The following is a 17,517-nucleotide window of genomic DNA, read 5'->3' as shown; positions in this document are numbered from 1 at the left end:
AATATATAGGGGTCCGGGGGAGGCGTTGCCAAGCGCCAGTGGCCGCGCCGGCGCGCAAGCCTATTGGACTCGTTCCGGCGGCTGGGGTAACTATGCGTCACCATGATCGGCAAGCCCACCTTCCATCGCGGCCATATCGCCTTCGCCCATGACCTGGTCATGGCGGCGCTGTCCTTCGTCGCCGCCGTCTATCTGCGCCAGGGCGACCTCGGCGTGATGGGGTGGGATCACACCATGATGGTGCTGGCGACGCTGACCTTCACCGGCGTCGCCGCTTCCGCCTTCCTGCTGTCGCGCATGTACAAGGGGGTGTGGCGTTACGCTTCGGTCAACGATCTGCTGACCCTGGCCAAGGGCGCGACGCTGACCATCGGCATCTTCTACCTGGCCATGTTCATGGTGACGCGGCTGCAGGACCTGCCGCGCTCCATCCTGATCATCAACTGGTTCGTGCTGCTGGCGCTGCTGGGGGGGCCGCGCTTCGTCTACCGCAGCTGGAAGGACCGCCGCCGGGCGGTGCGCCAGGCCGCCGACGGGCGCAGCCGCATTCCGGTCCTGCTGGTCGGCGCCGGCGACGAGGCCGAGCTGTTCATCCGCGCCACCGCCGCCCCCGACGCCGAGTACCGCGCCGTCGGCCTGCTGTCCGAGATGGGCACCCGGGTCGGGCGCAACATCCACGGCATCGACGTGCTGGGCTCGTTCACCGAGCTGGAGGCGGTGCTGGCGCAGCTTCGCGCCCGGGGCGACGGGCCGCAGCGCCTGATCGTCACCGACCACCGCCTGGACGGCGCGGTGGTGCGCCACCTGCTCGACGATGCCGACCGGCTGGGGCTGCCGCTGGCCCGCATTCCCCGCCTGACCGATCTCAAGGACGGGGTCGAGGATCAGCTGACCATCCGCCCCATCGCCGTCGAGGACCTGCTGGGCCGGCCGCAGACGGTGCTCGACCGCGACGCCATGGAGGCGATGATCAAGGGCCGCCGGGTGCTGGTGACCGGGGCCGGCGGCTCCATCGGCTCGGAACTGGTGCGCCAGATCGCCGGCTTCGGGCCGGAGCGGCTGGTGCTGTTCGATGCGGGCGAGTTCAACCTCTACGCCATCGACCTCGAGCTGGCCGGCAGCCATCCCGATATTCACCGCGTGCCGGTGGTCGGCGACGTGCGCGACGCCGCCAAGCTGCGTACCGTCATGGCCGAGCACCGCCCCGAGCTGGTGTTCCACGCCGCCGCCCTGAAGCACGTTCCCATGGTCGAATGGAACCCGGACGAGGGCCTGCTGACCAACGCGGTGGGCACCCGCATCGTCGCCGATGCCTGCGTCGAGGCGCGGGTGCGCCTGATGGTGCAGATCTCCACCGACAAGGCGGTCAACCCCACCAACGTGATGGGCGCCTCGAAGCGCATGGCCGAGATGTACACCCAGGCGGTGGACCTGTCGGGCACGCCGACCCGCTTCGTCACCGTGCGCTTCGGCAACGTGCTGGGCTCGACCGGCTCGGTGGTGCCGCTGTTCCAGCGCCAATTGGCCGAAGGCGGGCCGCTGACCGTCACCCATCCCGACATGACCCGCTACTTCATGACCGTGCGCGAAGCGGTCGAGCTGGTGCTGCAGGCCTCGGCCTTCGGGCTGGAGCACGACGACTATCGCGGCAAGATCTTCGTCCTCGACATGGGCGAGCCGGTGCGCATCGTCGATCTCGCCCGCCAGATGATCCGCCTGGCCGGCCTGCGCCCAGACGTGGACGTCAAGGTAACGTTCACCGGCCTGCGGCCCGGCGAGAAGCTGTTCGAGGAGATCTTCCACGGCGCCGAGCCGCCGCTGCCCACGGAACGCAAGGGCATCCTGGTGGCGGCGCCGCGTTCGGTGGACGCCGAGGAGCTGGGGGTGGCCCTGTCCGAGCTCGAGGCCGGCTGCCGCGCCCACCAGCCTGAGCGGGTGCTGGCCATCCTGAAGCGCATGGTGCCGGAATACGCGCCCCAGACGGCGGCCAAGTCCGTCTCCGCGCCCGAGCCGGTGGCGTGACGACATGGCATTGGGCCACCTGATCCGCCACGCCTTGGCCATGTCGCCGGGCGAGGCGGCGCGCAAGGCGCTGCGCTACGCCCTGCGCCAGACCGGCCGCAATCTGGTCGGGCGGCTGATGCGGGGCCAATGCAGCTTTCCGCCCGTGTCCCAGGTGCAAGGCCGCCTCGCCCGCCGCCTCGCCCGCCCCGACCAAACCCTCCTGGCCGCCAATGCCGACGCCATCCGCGCCGCGGCGGCGGCGGCGCGGGCGCATCGCTTCGACCTGTTGGGCTCCGGGCCGGTCCGGGTGGCCCACGGCGAACGCTATCCCGGCTTCGGCCCCTGGCGCTACGGCCCCGGCGCGGCGCTTCCGCCCGAATGGCGCCAGGCGCTGGCCGGGCAGGCGTGGCGCGGCAACCGAGCGCGGGTGCTGGGTATCGTTTCGCTGATCGAGGACGAGTCCTACCGCCCCATCGACTGGCACGTGGATTTCCGTTCCGGCTATCGCTGGTCGCCGCGCCGCTGGGGCGGCAGCGTGCCCTATGGCCACGCGCCGGGGGTGGACATCAAGCTGCCGTGGGAGCTGGCCCGGCTGCAGCACCTGCCGGTGCTGGCCATGGCCTTCGGGCTGGACGGCGACGCGCGGCTGGCGGCCGAATTCCGCAATCAGGTGCTGGACTTCATCGCCGCCAATCCGCCGGGCTGGGGGGTGAACTGGGCCTGCGCCATGGATGTGGCCATCCGCGCCGCCAACATCGTGCTGGCCCGCGACCTGTTCCTGGCCTTCGGCGCCGATCTCGACGAGCCGTTCGAGGAGGAGCTGACGGTGTCGATGTTGGCCCATGCCCGCCACATCGCCGGCAATCTGGAGTGGAACCAGGCCCATCGCGGCAACCACTACCTCGCCGACATCTGCGGCCTGGCGTGGATCGCCGCCTATCTGCCGGCCGATGCGGAATCCGACACCTTCCTGGTTTTCGCGGTGCAGCAGCTGGCGGCGGAAATCGAGCGCCAGTTCCTGCCCGACGGGGCCAATTTCGAGGCGTCCACCGCCTATCACCGGCTGTCGGCGGAAATGGCGCTGTACACCGTGGCGATGGTGCTGGGCCTGCCCGAGGAGCGCCGCCGCGCCTTCCGGGACTACGACCACACCCTGTGGCGCCGCCGCCCGGCGCTGGCCCCCGGCCCGATGGCCTGGCCGCCGTTCTCCGACACGGCGATGGAACGGCTGGCGCGGGCGGTGCGGTTCGCCGCCGCCGTCACCATGCCCTCCGGCATCGCGGTGCAGGTGGGCGACAACGATTCGGGGCGGTTCTTCAAGCTGACGCCGGGCACCGCCGACCTGGATTTCGGCCCCCTGATCGCCGCCGGCAAAGGGGTGTTCGACCTCGATCTGGCCACGGCGCCGCAGGCGGCTGTGGAGAGCGCGGTCATCGCCGATCTGGCCGGCGGTACCCGTTTCGCCGTCCCTTGCGATCCGGCGGCCGCTTTGCCCGGGGACGAGCCGGAAACGGACGCCACGACCATCACCCGCGTGGTCGTCACCCCGCCCGACCCGGCGGCGCTGGAGGGGATGGAAGCGGTCGCCTATCCCGAGTTCGGCCTGTTCATCTGGCGCGGCGCCCGCGCCTTCGTGTCGGTGCGCTGCGGCCCCATCGGCCAGAACGGCAACGGCGGCCACGCCCACAACGATCAGCTGGCGGTGGAGATCGAGATCGACGGCGTGCCCTGGGCCCGCGACCCCGGCACCTTCGTCTACACCCCCGATCCGGCGGCGCGGAACGCCTACCGCTCGGCCCTGGCCCATTGCGTGCCGCGCCACGGCGAGGCCGAACCGGCCGGCCTGCTGGCGCCGTTCCGGCTGGAGGACCGGGCGCAGGCCCGCGCGCTGCGGTTCCAGGACGGGCAGTTCCTGGGCCGCCACGACGGCTTCGGCGAGCGGGTGTGGCGGCGCGTGCTGGTGGGCGGCGGCGCCGTCGTCATCGAGGATTGCCGGGGCGGGACGCAGGTGGGCGACGACACCGCAGTGACCGAGCACTTGATCGCCGATCCGGGCGATCTGGCGGCCAACGTGGCCTATTCGCCTGGCTACGGCCGGGTGGAGGCCTCGGGGTGAGGGCGGCGGCCCTGCCCCCGCGCCGGCTGGAATGGGGCGCGCTGGCGCTGCTGGCGGTGGTCAAGCTGGGGTTGCTGGCCGTCTTCGGCCCGACCTGGGAATCGGACTGGACCTCCTACAGTGATATCGCCGACACCATTCTGCGCGAGCGCGGCTGGCTCACCGATGCCGGCCTGGATCGCTACGCCGTCCCGCCGACCCTGTTCCGCAGCCTCGGCTACCCCCTGGTGGTGGCGGCCCTGCGCGGGCTTCTCGGCCCATCCGAAGCCCACCTTTATCTGCTGGTCTGCCTCCAGATCGGCGTCTCCCTCTGCGCCACCGCCCTGGTCTGGCGCCTCGCCGCGCTGCTGCTGGCCTCGCGGTGGCTGGCGCTGGTCGTCGCCTTCGGCCAGGCTACCGGCATCGGCATGCTCTACGACCAGTCGCTGTTGCCCGACAGCCTGTTCGCCAGCGCCTTCATAACCCTGTGGGCGGCCCCGCTGATCGGCCTGCTGAGGGGCTCGCCGGCCTCTCCGCCGCGCCTGTTCGGACTGGGGGTGCTGGCGGCATGCGCATGCCTGCTGCGGGGGAACGGGCTGCCCTTCCTGGTCCTGCTGTCGCCCCCGCTTCTGCTCTGGCTGTGGCGGTCGCGCTCCGTGGCGGCGGCGGCGGCCTGGCTGGGGCCGGTGGCCGCCGTGGTCGCGGCGGTGATGGCGTGGAACGTCGCGCGCACCGGCGAGCCGGTGCTGTCCACCGGCGCCCAGTTCGTGCTGATCCAGGCCATGGTCAAGGCCGAGGCGCGCGGGCACGTGATGTTCGACGGGGACACCGTGCTCGACCGGACGGCGCGGGAACACCTGAAGGAGAAAAGCTACGCCGAGGTCCTCGACATCGTCGCCGCGCTGTTCACCGAGCACCGGGTCGATGCACTGGAATCGGCCCGGTTGCACAAGGCCCTGTATCTGAGGTCCTGGCTGCGTCACCCCGGCGCCATGCTTCAGAACACCATGGAGAACTTCGACGAATCCATCTTCTTTCAGGTGCTCAATCCGCTCGACAACGCGTTCTTCTACAGCCGGCTGGTCACCGGCGACCGCCTGTTTCCAGGCATATCCAAGGCATGGAAGCAGGCCAGGGGGGGCGACCCGGTCATGGCGGCGGCCCTGCTGGCGACGGGCCTATTCCGGGTGGTGACTTACGGACTGGTGATCGTCCTGACGATCGGCGGTCCGGTGCTGCTGATCCGCCGGTGGCGGATTCTTTCGGGCCGTGACTGGGCGGCGCTGTACCTGTGGGGATTGTTCTTCGGCTACACCCTGGCCCTGTGCGCCATTCACATCGCCGCCCGGCACATGCCGGCGGTTGCCGGGGCCGGCCTGTTGGCGGCGCTTTACCTGGGGCGCGAGGCGTGGCGGAGGCGGCCCTATGCACCGGCGTGAATTGCACGCTGCCGTCCCTGGCTCTCTGTGCTATACCCGCCCCATCCCGACCCCGCCGGAGCTGTCCGCCATGTCCGACCTTCGCCCCATCCGCCGCGCCCTGTTCTCGGTCTCGGACAAGACCGGACTGGTGGAGTTCGCCCGCTTCCTGGCCGAACGCAACGTCGAGATCCTGTCCACGGGCGGCACCTGCAAGGCGCTGCGCGATGCCGGCGTTCCGGTGGTCGAGGTGGCCGACCATACCGGCTTCCCCGAGATGCTGGACGGCCGGGTCAAGACCCTGCATCCCAAGGTGCATGGCGGCCTGCTCGGCATCCGCGGCAATGCCGAGCACGAGAAGGCCATGGCCGAGCACGGCATCGCCCCCATCGATCTGCTGGTGGTCAACCTTTATCCGTTCGAGGCCACGGTGGCCAAGGGCGCCGATTACGACACCTGCGTCGAGAACATCGACATCGGCGGCCCGGCCATGATCCGCGCCGCCTCGAAGAACCACGACGCCGTCACCGTGGTGGTCGACGTCGAGGATTACGGCCGCGTGATGGAGGAGATGAGCGCCCAGTCCGGCGCCACCACCCTGGCGCTGCGCAAGCATCTGGCCGCCACCGCCTATGCCCGCACCGGTGCCTATGACGCCGCCATCAGCCAGTGGTTCGCCAAGGAACTGGGCGAGACCTTCCCGCGCCGCGTGGTGGTGTCCGGCGAGCTGCGCCAGGGCCTGCGCTACGGCGAGAACCCGCATCAGGCCGCCGCCTTCTACGTCACCGGCCATCAGCGCCCGGGCATCGCCACCGCCCGCCAGCTGCAGGGCAAGGAGCTGTCGTACAACAACCTCAACGACACCGACGCCGCCTTCGAGCTGGCCTCGGAGTTCGAGGCGCCGACCGTGGCCATCATCAAGCACGCCAATCCGTGCGGCGTCGCCACCGGCGCCGACGTGGTCTCGGCCTACAAGGCGGCGCTGGCCTGCGACCCGGTTTCGGCCTTCGGCGGCATCGTCGCCGTCAACCGCCCCCTCGACGGCGCCACCGCGGAAGAGATCTGCAAGCTGTTCACCGAGGTGGTGATCGCCCCCGCAGCCGACGAGGCGGCGGTGGCGGCCTTCGCCGCCAAGAAGAACCTGCGCCTGCTGGTGACCGGCGGCATGGCTGATCCGAACGAGGCCGGCATGACGCTGCGCGCCGTCGCCGGCGGCTACCTGTTCCAGACCAAGGACAACGGCCGGGTGGCGCTGAACGAGCTGAAGGTGGTGACCAAGCGGACGCCGAGCGAGCAGGAGATGAAGGACCTGCTGTTCGCCTTCCGCGTCTGCAAGCACGTCAAGTCCAACGCCATCATCTACGTCAAGGACGGCTGCACCGTCGGCATCGGCGCCGGCCAGATGAGCCGCGTCGATTCCAGCCGCATCGCCGCCTGGAAAAGCAAGGAGGCGGCCGATGCCGCCGGCCAGGCCCAGCCCGGCACCATCGGCTCGGTGGTCGCCTCCGACGCCTTCTTCCCCTTCGCCGACGGCCTGCTGGCCGCCGCCGCCGCGGGTGCCACGGCGGTGATCCAGCCCGGCGGCTCCATGCGCGACGCCGAGGTGATCGCCGCGGCCGACGAGAAGGGCCTGGCCATGGTGTTCACCGGAATGCGGCACTTCCGGCATTGATGGTGGTGGGTGAGGCAGAGGAACGGAGGGAGCGGGTGGCCAGGACAATCAGTTTCGCCGATTTGACCCATACCGGTCAGGTGGTGTCGGCAAACACCTTCCCGCTCGGTGCCGCCATGGTCGCGGCCTATGCCAGGCAGGAACTGGGCGATGCGGTGGAGATCGGGATCTTCCGCTATCCGGCGGATTTCAGCCGGTGGCTGGAAACCGAGAAACCCGTCGTCGCCGGATTCTCCATCTTCGCCTGGAATATGGCGCTCTCGCACGAATACGCCCGGCGTTTGAAGGACCGGCTGGGGACCGTCACGGTCTTCGGCGGAGTGAACATCCCGGGCGATCCGGACGAGATGAAGGACTTCCTCGCGCGCTATCCGGCGATTGACTTCTGCGTCGAGGGCGAAGGCGAATTGGCCTTCGTCGAGATCTACCGGACCCTCGAACGCTTCGACTTCGACGCCGAGGCGCTGAAGCGGGCCAGGGTGGCCCTGCCCAACACCCGCTATCTGGTCGATGGCGATCTGATCGCCGGCCCCATGCTGCCGCGTATCGCCGACCTGTCGATCATTCCATCGACCTTCGCCGATGGCTTCAGCGACAAGTTCTTCGACGATCATCTGATCCCGCTGGTGCAGACCACGCGCGGCTGCCCCTATTCCTGCACGTTCTGTCACGAGGGTGGCCGCTATTTCAACAAGACCCGGCGCTTTCCCTGGGAGCGCATCCAGTACGAACTGGATTACATCGCGGACCGGGTGAAGGTCCCGGATTTCATCATCACCGACCTCAATTTCGGCATGTTCGAGGAAGACATCGCCACCGCCGAGTACGTGGCCGGGCTCCAGGACCGCATCGGCTGGCCGAAATTCGTCACCATCGCCACCGCCAAGAACCACAAGGACCGGGTGCTCGACATCTCGCGCATCCTGCGCGGGGCGCTGCCTCCGGGAGCCGCGGTGCAGAGCACCGATCCGGCGGTGCTGGAGACCATCAAACGCAAGAATCTTCCCCTCGACGCCGTCCGCGAGGTGGCGCGCACGGCCGAAACCGACGGCGCCGTGAGCTTCTCCGAGGTGATCCTGTGCCTGCCCGGGGATTCCAAGGCGGCGCATTTCCGCTCGGTGTTCGACGTGATCGACAAGGGCTTCACGCTGGTCCGCACCTACCAGTTCCTGATGCTGAACGGGACCGAGGCGGCCAGCCGCGCTTCGCGCCAGCAGCATCAGTTGAAGACCCGGTTTCGCGTCAAGCCGATGAATTTCGGCAAGTACATGTTGTGGGACGAAGAACTGGCAGTGGCTGAAATCGAGGAAATATGCGTCAGTACGGCGCATATGGAATACGACGATTACATGGATTGTCGGGACCTCAGCCTGACCATCGAAATCTTCAACAACAACGGGTTGTTTTTCGAGCTGTTCCAGTTCATCGACCGCATGGGCGTGTCGCGGGCGGACTTCATCCGGGCCTTGTACGAATACGCCACCCAAGGTCAGGGGGTCATCCCCGACCTTTACCGTGCCTACCGTGTCGAAGAGGCCCGCAACCTGTGGGACAGCGGCGAAGGTCTGGCCGCCTTCCTCGCCCAGCCGGGGGTGATCGACCGCTACCTGTCGGGCGAGTACGGCACCAACGAGATCTACAAGTACCGGGCGCTGGCCATGTTCGAGAACATGCCGGCGCTGCACGACGTCGCCTTCGGCGCCGCCCGGTCGCTGCTGGAGGCCCACGGCGTGTGGAACGCCGAGGTCGAGGCCTATCTCGCCCAGCTCAAGACCTTCAGCCAGACCCGCAAGCAGTCCCTGATGGATACCGGATACCAGGCAAGGGACGTCTACACCTTCGATTTCGTGGCACTCGCCCGCGGCAACTTCGTCCAGGACCCCTTCGCCTGCAGGTTCGACGCGCCGACCGAGATCGAGGTGTTCCATTCGCCCAGCCAGCGCGAGCTGATCGAAGGCTACCTGCGCCAGTTCGGCACCAGCCTGATCGGGCTGGGCCGTATCCTCAACCGGGCGCATGTGGCGCAGATGTACCGGTCGGCGCGCATCGCCGGCACCGACATCGTCGCCTCGCCCAACGTCCATTCGTCCGTCAAGTAGGGGGGAAAGAGCATGAGCAAGACCTACTGCATTCTCGGCGGCGGCGGCAGCTTCGGCATCCATACCGCCCTCTACCTGCTTGAGCACGCCAACCCGAAGAAGGTGATCGGCGTCGGCCGCAATCCGCTCCGGCCCGAGCCGTTCTCGCTGAACGTGGACAGGATCGAGGGCTACGAGTACCACGCCCGCCACGTCACCTACGAACTCGACCTGCTGCTGGAGCTGCTGGACCGCGAGAAGCCGGAAATCATCATCAACTACGCCGCCCAGGGCGAGGGGGCGGTCAGCTGGAAGCATTCCTGGCGCTTCTTCGAGACCAATTCCATGGCGCTGGCCCGCCTTTCCGAGGAATTGATGAAGCGCGACTGGCTGGAGCGGTTCATCCAGATCGGCACCTCCGAGATGTACGGGTCGGTCGATCACGCGGTCACCGAGGACGAACCGATCAAGCCGTCCAGCCCCTACGCCGCCTCGAAGGTCGCCTTCGACATGTACCTGGTGTCGGTGTCGAAGTACCTGAAGTTCCCCATGAACATCATCCGCCCGTCCAACGCCTATTGCCCCGGCCAGCTGCTGCACCGGGTCATCCCCAAGGCGGTGTGGTGCGGCCTGAAGGGGGCCAAGCTGCCGCTGCACGGCGGCGGCCGGGCGGAAAAGTCCTACATCCATGCCCGCGATCTCGCCCGCGCCATCCACCTGGTGGCGGAAAAGGCACCGCTGGGCACCATCTACAACGCCGGTTCGGCGGCGCCGACCTCGATCCGCGAGGTGGTGGAGCGCACCGCCGGCGCGCTGGGCATGCCGTTCGAGCAGCTGTGCGAGGTCACCGGCGACCGCCTGGGCCAGGACTCCCGCTACTGGCTCGATTCGTCGGCGATCAAGCGCGACGTCGGCTGGGAGGCGCAGATCGGCTGGGACGAGGGCCTGGCGGAGATGGTCGCGTGGGGCCGCCGGTACTGGGACCAGCTCAAGGACTGGCCGACGGATTACGTGCTGAGGGGCTGAGGCGAGATGGAGTCCCGGCCCAACCGCTTCGACGCCGACGCCGCGCGCCTGCGCTGCCGGGCGTATCGCCGCCGCATCCTCGAGGTCTCACAGCAGGTCTCGGCCCTGCACGTGGCGCCCGCCTTCAGCTGCGTCGAAATCACCGACGCCATCTACAACGGCCTGATGTCGGGCGACGACGTTTTCCTGATGTCCAAAGGGCACGGCTGCATGATCCAGTACGTGATCCTCGAGGAACGCGGCGTGCTGGATCGCCGCGACCTCGACGAGTACTGCACGGCGACCGGCCGCCTCGGGGCGCATCCCGATTACGGCACGCCCGGCATCGCCGCCTCCACCGGCTCGCTCGGCCACGGCCTGGGCATCGCCGTGGGCCAGGCCTATGCCGAGCGCCTCAAGCGCGGCGCCGTGACCATCTTCTGCGTGCTGTCGGACGGCGAGTTCCAGGAAGGATCGACCTGGGAGGCGATGATGATGGCCGGCAATCTGGGCCTGCCCAACCTGGTCGCGGTCATGGACAACAACGACTTCTCCGGGCTCGAGCGCATGAGCGAGGGCCACCGGGCGTTCTATCCCCTGCTCGACAAGGCCCGCGCCTTCGGCTGGGAAGCGATCGAGGTGGACGGTCATGACGGCGCCGCCATCCACGACGCCGTCCGGCAGCGCCAGGGCGGGCGGCCGTTGCTGGTGGTGGCGCGGACGACCAAGGGCAAGGGCGTCTCCTACATGGAGAACGTGCCGATCTGGCACTACCGCTCGCCCAATCCCGCCGAATACGCCCAGGCCCTCGGCGAACTGGAGGCGGCACCATGAGGAACCGGTTCGCCGACACCTTCTACGAACTCGGCCGCGAGGATCCGCGGCTGTGCGTCATCGTCGCCGACATTTCGCCGGCCGGCTCCATCGCCCGCTTCCGCGAGGAATTCCCCGAGCGCTTCGTCAATACCGGCGTGGCCGAGCAGATCATGATCGGCATGGCCGCCGGCATGGCCCAGCGGGGCCTGCGCCCCTTCGCCTACACCATCGCCACCTTCACCCTGTTCCGCCCGTTCGAGATGATTCGCGACGATCTCTGCTATCAGGGACTGCCGGTGACCTGCGTGGGCATCGGCGGCGGGCTGACCTATTCGACCCTGGGGGCCACCCACCACGCCCAGGAGGACGTGGCGCTGGCCTGCACGGTGCCCAACCTGCGGGTCATTGCCCCGTGCGACCCGGCCGAGGTGGTGGCCGCCACCCGCTGGTGCGCGACCCAGTCGGAGGGGCCGGTCTACCTGCGCCTGGGCAAGGCCGGCGAGCCGGACTTCACCGCCGATGCCCCCGAGCCTTGGGTATTCGGCAAGCTGCGCACCATCCGCCGGAGCGGCGGCGATGTCTGCATCCTGTCCTACGGGTCGATCATGAAGATGGCGATGGAGGTGGCGGATGCCCTGGAACGGCAGGGCAAGGGCGTGTGCGTGAAGTCGTGCCACACCGTCAAGCCGCTGGACCGCGCCGGCATCATCGACACCCTGGCCGCATTCGACGAGGTGGTGGTGATCGAGGAATGCGTCGGCAACGGCGGCCTGGGCATGCAGGTCAAGGCCATCGCCTGGGAGGAAGGCGCCAACTGCCGCCTGCGCACCTTCAGCCTGCAGGACCGGTTCCTGCACATGTACGGCTCGCACGACGAGGTACTGGCCGCTCACGGCCTTGACGTCGCCCGCATCCTCTCCGCCTTGGGGTGATGGTCCCGGCTATCCGGCGCGCAGCACCTTGTCCTTCTGGTAGTTCGGGTTGAGTTCGATGTCATAGGGGCTCGCGGCCTGAGTGGCCGCGAACTCGCTGTAGTCGCCGATGTATTCCTTGTCCACCGCGACGATGCAGTTCGGTGCCCGCTTGGCGAAGTGGTGGAAGCTGCGCATCTTGGCGACGATCTGCTCCAGCGGCATATCCCTGACGTTGCCGAAGGACGCGGGGTTCATGGAACAGCCGGTCACGTCGCCGTAAGGGGCGACGTGGATCTTCTCGAAGCCGGCGGGACAGCCGATCTTGAGGTCCAGGTTGACGTCGTAATCGCTGCGCAGTCCGGGATTGCGGTTGTAGAGATCGCGCAACGTCGCCCAGAACTCGGCGTCGAACAACTCGTCGCCCATGCATTCCGCCCGGCCCATGGGGGTCATCAGGTTGATGGTGACGCCCAGGCCCTTCTCGCGTGCGAAATCCACGATGCTGATGGTGTCCTGCAGGTTCTTCTTGCTCGTCGCCACCCCGAGGAACACGTCCAGCCCCAAGGACTTGCAGGTTTCAATCACCTCGAAGACCTTGTCGCGGTGCCCGTCATAGCCGCGCATGGCGTCGTTCGCCTCCGCCTCGAGGGAATTGAGGCTGAAATTGACCAGGAAGACGCCCCGGCGCTTCAGATCGACCAGCATGTCCCTGGTGAGCAGGATCGCGTTGCTGGTGAAGGTCACGATGTTGTCCTTCGGCTCCAGCGCGTCGATGATATCCATGAAGTCGCGCCGCAACAGGGGTTCCCCGCCCAGAAGCACCGTGCTGAACGCCCCCATCCGCTTGGCCTGCCGCCAGGTGTTCCGGATCTCGTCGACACTCAGGAGCTGCTGGCCCTTCTTCGCGAACTTGGAGGCGTAGCAGAACTCGCACTTGGACTGGCATGCGGCGGTGATCGAGAATTCGCAGATTCGCAGCGTCGGCTTCCGCAGCACCAGGGTCCGGAAATAACCCCTGGCAATGCCGGCCAGAAGTTTCGGCCGGTAGCGGATCTTGTTGAGCTGATGAACGCTCTTGACGATGCCGTCCAGTTTCAAGAAGGCCTCCCTTAATCGCTGCACGAAGCAGATTGGGTTTCTAGGCGGGCTTTTCCACCCAGAAATTCATGATCCCACCGCGGCCGACAACAAACTCGAGCATACAGAAGGGTGCAGCAGTCAGGAGCAGCAGCGGATAGGCCGGCGTTTTTCCGTAGGTCATCCCGGGGCGCCAGCCCAGCCCGCCGACCAGGAGGTTCTGCAGCGACAAGGCCGCCTGGAGATGCAGGGCCGATGCGACCCGGACCTTGCCGAAGCCCGCCCGTTCCAGGGCGGTGGCGAGCCCGTGACTGGAGAACATCTGCAGGTGCCGGGGAAAATGATAGCCCCCCCAGTACCGGCCGAACACCGCCCGGTCAAAGCTATCGACGCAGGGAAGCTGACCGCAGAGCATCCCGCCGGGCCGCAACAGGCTGAACGCTCTGGCGAGAACCTCCGCGGGCGAAACCACGTGTTCGAGTACGTGATACATGGTGACGACATCGAACCGCCCCTCGTAGGGGGTGATGTCCAGCGCCTCCAGCGATCCCGGTTCGACGGCGAAGCCTTTCTCGCGCGCCGATTTCACCATGTCCGGATTGATTTCGACGCCGGCGAACTCGAAGGCGCCGTGGCGGGCCATGTCCTCGAAATGCCGGCAATCTCCGGTGCCCACGTCGAAAATGCGGGTCGGCTGTCCGCCCAGTCCGTAGCGGCCCAATTCCTCGGCCCGCTTGCGCCCGCGCATGGCCACCAGGGCGCCGACGATGGTGCCGTGATCCTCGTTATAGGCGTGGTAGTCGCGGGGATAGAACGACGGCAGGACGGCCTCGGCCGGACGAGGCGCCAGGAATTCCGACGTGCAGGCCCGGCAGGCGAGGATGCCGTAGGCCTGATCCGTCCGCACCCGGTATTCGTAATCCTCGGGCTGGGCGGCGACGGCGTTCACGTCGCCGGCGCCGCAGATGGGGCAAGGAATCGGTGCCGGCTGGGATCCGCTCGGCATGCTGACCTCGATGGCAGGGGGAAACGACTGGCGGCCAAGAGTGGACCAGGACCGCCGAAATGTCGAATCTTTCGGCCTGTTCGGCAATGGGCCCTCTTCTCAGTCCCGCCGACGTCGGTAAGGGCTTTTTCAGGGTGTGCATCCCAGCTAACATAGGTTCCCGATCAGGGTCGAGCCTTGTGAAAGCGCCACTGTGATGATCAGCGTCATTATTCCCGCCTATAACGAAGAAAATTGTCTTGCCGAGTTGTTCCTGCGAACCAAGGCGACAATGGATGGGCTGGAAGAGGAATTCGAGTTCATCATTGTGGATGATGGAAGCACGGACGGGACGGCTGCCGTGGCGCTATCGCTGGTGGACGAGTATCGGCAGGTCGTCTACATCCAGCACCGTCGCAACTTCGGAAAATCGGCCGCCCTGATGCGGGGCTTCGAAGCGGCGCGCGGCTGTTTCATCGTCATGATGGATGCGGATCTGCAGGATCACCCCGAGGATATCCCGGATCTGGTCGCTCCCTTGCGGGGTGAGGTGGATCTGGTCAACGGCTGGCGGTCCGAACGCAAGGATACCGGCCGCAAGCGCTTCGTTTCCAGCGTCTACAACAAGCTGGTCACGCAACTGCTCGGGACCCGCCTCCATGATATCAACTGCGGCATCAAGGCAATGCGCCGCGATGTTTGCCAATCCCTGCAGCTGACCGGGGATCTCCACCGTCTCATTCCGGCGATCGCCCAGATCCAGGGTTTCAAGGTCACCGAAGTCAAGGTCCGGCACGCCGACCGGCGGCACGGAGCCTCTCGCTATCCGCTACTGCGCTATCGCGGCATTCTCGACCTGATCGCCCTGGTCGGCCTGCGCGGCCTTCAGGCCAGCCCGCTGCACTTCTTCACCAAGATATCCCTGGTATTCTGGCTGAGCGCCGTCGTCGCCGCCATCGCGTGGGCCGCGACCGGCCGATGGCTGTCCCACGAAACGCCGGTCATCCGGGTCATCTCGCCCTTGCTCGGGGCGTTTTCGTGGTGGCTGGTGATGGTTGGCACCATGCTTCCGGTGCTGGGTTTCTACATGGAGGTTTCCATGTTCCGGACGCCGAACGACGCGTGGCGTGGCAGTGCCGTGCGCCGCGTGGTCCGCAACGGCGATTCCGCCGACCGATGACCGGTTTCGGAGAGGGGTGCGGTGAGTCCGACGCGGCGATCCAGGTCACGTTTCATCACGCCGCCGATATCAGGCGCAGTCACAACCGCCTGAACAACCCCTTCATCACCGCCAAGGAACGCGCCATCGCCGCACGCATAGCCGCAGCGGCCGGGGGCGCACCGCGCGATGGCCTCGACATCGGCTGCGGCGAGGGATCGAACCTGTCCTATCTGCGGGAGGCCATGCCCGGGACCAGGTGGGCCGGGATCGATTTTTCCAGCGCCAAGGTCGGCTTCGCCCGCGAGATCCATGGCGACGGGTTCGCGCTGGCCTGCGCCAATGCCCTTGCCCTGCCGTTCGCCGATTGCTCGTTCGACCTCGTCGTGTGTCGCGACCTTCTGCATCACGTGAACTGGAACCGCGCCGGCGTGCTCGCCGAGGCGGCCCGGGTCACCCGTCCCGGCGGGACCGTCGTGGTCATCGAGAGCCATGGCCGGCGCCTTCTCGGCCGCCTCTTTCAATGGCTGGTCCCGGCCGAGCGGGGAGGGCGGGACTCGGTACCCGAGGCGCTGTTGCGCCTGGCTGCCGAGGTGGGGGTTGGCCGGCTGGAATGGCTCGAGGCGAGCTTCCTGACGCGCGCCCTCGCCTTCTTCATCGGATGGCCGCGGCGGTCCTGGGCCCGGACCGCCGCCACCCTGCTCTATCGCGCGGCGGAGGTGTGGGAACGGGCCGTCGCCCGGCTGCGGCGGCAGGACGGATGGACCTACATGATGGTGGTGGTGCAGCCGGACAGGGCGGCGTCAGCGTCCGGCGGAACCGGGGGCGAACACGTCGCGGGCGATGGTCAGGGCCATCTGCGCCTTGCGTGAAAGTTCGCGGGCGGAGGTCAGCGTCCGCAGTTCGTGCAGGATGCGCCGCGGCCGGAAATAGTAGCGGCGCAGCGCCTTGTTCTTGAGCGCGAGCAGGGTCCGGCGGTCCAGGATGTTCTCGATGACCTGTGGAATGGCGTAATCCGGAACCGGGTTGCGGGTGAAGTCGCGCCAGTGGTCGGTGGCGATGATCCCGCGTTCCAATGCCTGGTCGTAGATGGCGGTGCCGGGATAGGGAATCAGCACCGCGAAAACCCCATAATCCGCATCGAGCTTGAGGGCGAGATCGATGGTCTTCATGGCGTCTTCGTAGGTCTCGTCGAGGAACCCGAACATGTAATAGGCCATGGTATGGAAGCCGCACGACTTGGCCAGCTTCAGGGCGTGTTCGGCCTGCTCCAGCGTGAGGAACTTGCCGGAATTCTTCAGCACCGCGGGTGAGCCGCTTTCGATGCCGAAGTGGATGCGGTAGCACCCCGCCCGCCTCATCAGGGCGTAGGTTTCGGGGTCGGCACGATTGGCCCGGTCACGGATCGCCCAGCGCACGTTGATCCGGTTTTCGATCAGTCCGTTGCAGATGTCGATGACCCGCTGCTTTCCCCAGGTGAAGGTGTCGTCGTAGACCTGCACGTCGGTGATGCCCAATTCCGCGATCTGGCGGAATTCCTCCACCACCTGCTCGGCGCTTCGGGCATAGACCTTCTGGACGTCCATCTTGCAGAAGACGCATTTGTACGGACATCCGCGCGACGTGATCATGGTCGTCTCGAATTCTTCTGCCGACAGGACCGAGGTGTAGCGCCGGAACGGCAGCAACGTGCGGTCCACCACCGGCATCGCGGTGATATCCGAAAGGGTCGCGATCCGCACGGTGGGGGGGAGGATCTGCCCGTCCTCCTTTCGCCACAGGCCCGGCAGGTCGCCCGCGGGCAGTCCCTGGGCCAGCCGGGACACCAGGTGGTGAAGGGTCTCTTCGCCGTCGCCGGACACCAGGAAGTCGGCGCAGGAAAACCGCAAGGACTCCTCGGGGTAGACGGAACAGTGGGGACCGCCGAGAACGATGACCGCCTGCGGCAGGCGGCGGCGGACTTCCTGGGCTGTCTTCCAGGCCGAATACCAGAAATCCGTCCAGGCGGTGATGCCCACCAACCTGGGGGCCTGGCGGGCGATGGCGTCGGCGGTCGCCTCGGGGTCGAGGTCGTCGAGCTGGGCGTCGAGGCATTCGACATTGCGAATGCCGCGATGAATCAGGTAGGTGGCGAGATTCAGGATGCCTTGAGGCGGCTTGTGCCCCAACCCGCCGCCCTTGTGGAAGGTGAACAGGGACTGGACGGAATGGCGGTCCGAGGGCTGAACCAGCAAGACCTTGTAGTCGCCGTCGGGACGGGCCTGGACGTGTGCATCAACCACGGTTACGTTCCT

General features: G+C 67.3%; 13 protein-coding genes. 10 read left to right on the top strand and 3 right to left on the bottom strand.

All coding sequences use genetic code 11. From position 1 onward, the window contains the following. Positions 1–102 precede the first annotated feature (102 nt). The 8 genes from MTBUT4_RS01100 to MTBUT4_RS01065 all read left to right on the top strand — a co-directional run bounded on the left by MTBUT4_RS01100 (position 103) and on the right by MTBUT4_RS01065 (position 12,020). The gene (locus MTBUT4_RS01100) at positions 103–2,022 is read left to right on the top strand and encodes a nucleoside-diphosphate sugar epimerase/dehydratase (RefSeq protein ID WP_173977819.1); all 1,920 of its coding nucleotides are present in this window, start codon (positions 103–105) and stop codon (positions 2,020–2,022) included. A 4-nt stretch (positions 2,023–2,026) separates the two neighbouring features. Then, positions 2,027–4,120: an alginate lyase family protein gene (locus tag MTBUT4_RS01095; protein WP_173977818.1), complete on the top strand. Its 2,094-nt coding sequence runs from the start codon at positions 2,027–2,029 to the stop codon at positions 4,118–4,120. Next, a complete protein-coding gene (locus MTBUT4_RS01090) occupies positions 4,117–5,538 on the top strand; it encodes a hypothetical protein (RefSeq protein ID WP_173977817.1) in 1,422 nt (473 codons plus the stop codon). The genes MTBUT4_RS01095 and MTBUT4_RS01090 overlap by 4 nt, the downstream gene beginning before the upstream one ends. Positions 5,539–5,608: 70 nt before the next feature. Continuing rightward, positions 5,609–7,189, top strand: a complete 1,581-nt coding sequence (gene purH / locus MTBUT4_RS01085) for a bifunctional phosphoribosylaminoimidazolecarboxamide formyltransferase/IMP cyclohydrolase (protein ID WP_173977816.1) — start codon at positions 5,609–5,611, stop codon at positions 7,187–7,189. A gap of 35 nt (positions 7,190–7,224) precedes the next feature. Continuing rightward, positions 7,225–9,288, top strand: a complete 2,064-nt coding sequence (locus MTBUT4_RS01080; RefSeq protein WP_173977815.1) for a radical SAM protein — start codon at positions 7,225–7,227, stop codon at positions 9,286–9,288. 12 nt (positions 9,289–9,300) lie between these two features. Further along, a complete protein-coding gene (locus tag MTBUT4_RS01075) occupies positions 9,301–10,293 on the top strand; it encodes an NAD-dependent epimerase/dehydratase family protein (protein WP_173977814.1) in 993 nt (330 codons plus the stop codon). A gap of 6 nt (positions 10,294–10,299) precedes the next feature. Further along, complete coding sequence (locus MTBUT4_RS01070; protein WP_173977813.1) at positions 10,300–11,106, top strand: transketolase; 807 nt, start codon at positions 10,300–10,302, stop codon at positions 11,104–11,106. Next, on the top strand, positions 11,103–12,020 hold the full coding sequence (locus MTBUT4_RS01065; RefSeq protein ID WP_173977812.1) for a transketolase family protein: 918 nt from the start codon (positions 11,103–11,105) through the stop codon (positions 12,018–12,020). Before MTBUT4_RS01070 ends, MTBUT4_RS01065 begins: the two co-directional genes overlap by 4 nt. Before the next feature lie 9 nt (positions 12,021–12,029). Here the strand turns inward: MTBUT4_RS01065 and MTBUT4_RS01060 are convergent, their stop codons facing one another. Beyond that, entirely contained in the window at positions 12,030–13,100 is a 1,071-nt protein-coding gene (locus MTBUT4_RS01060; RefSeq protein WP_173977811.1) for a radical SAM/SPASM domain-containing protein, read from the bottom strand. A 40-nt stretch (positions 13,101–13,140) separates the two neighbouring features. Beyond that, the gene (locus MTBUT4_RS01055) at positions 13,141–14,028 is read right to left on the bottom strand and encodes a class I SAM-dependent methyltransferase (RefSeq protein ID WP_173977810.1); all 888 of its coding nucleotides are present in this window, start codon (positions 14,026–14,028) and stop codon (positions 13,141–13,143) included. Between the two features lie 253 nt (positions 14,029–14,281). On the opposite strand from MTBUT4_RS01055, the gene MTBUT4_RS01050 reads away from it, so the two are divergent. Then, positions 14,282–15,244 (top strand): glycosyltransferase family 2 protein, encoded by a 963-nt coding sequence (locus MTBUT4_RS01050; RefSeq protein ID WP_173977809.1) that lies wholly within the window; start codon positions 14,282–14,284, stop codon positions 15,242–15,244. Then, on the top strand, positions 15,241–16,095 hold the full coding sequence (locus MTBUT4_RS01045) for a class I SAM-dependent methyltransferase (RefSeq protein ID WP_173977808.1): 855 nt from the start codon (positions 15,241–15,243) through the stop codon (positions 16,093–16,095). Before MTBUT4_RS01050 ends, MTBUT4_RS01045 begins: the two co-directional genes overlap by 4 nt. Here MTBUT4_RS01045 and MTBUT4_RS01040 read toward each other — a convergent pair. Then, complete coding sequence (locus tag MTBUT4_RS01040) at positions 16,027–17,505, bottom strand: B12-binding domain-containing radical SAM protein (protein WP_173977807.1); 1,479 nt, start codon at positions 17,503–17,505, stop codon at positions 16,027–16,029. The two genes, MTBUT4_RS01045 and MTBUT4_RS01040, sit on opposite strands and share 69 nt — an antisense overlap. Between the last annotated feature and the right edge of the window lie 12 nt (positions 17,506–17,517).

Origin of the sequence: Magnetospirillum sp. UT-4 (assembly GCF_902729435.1) — a bacterium.
Classification (GTDB): domain Bacteria; phylum Pseudomonadota; class Alphaproteobacteria; order Rhodospirillales; family Magnetospirillaceae; genus Magnetospirillum.
Note: the sequence above shows the minus strand (reverse complement) of the source record. Positions and strands in the feature narration are given on the sequence as shown.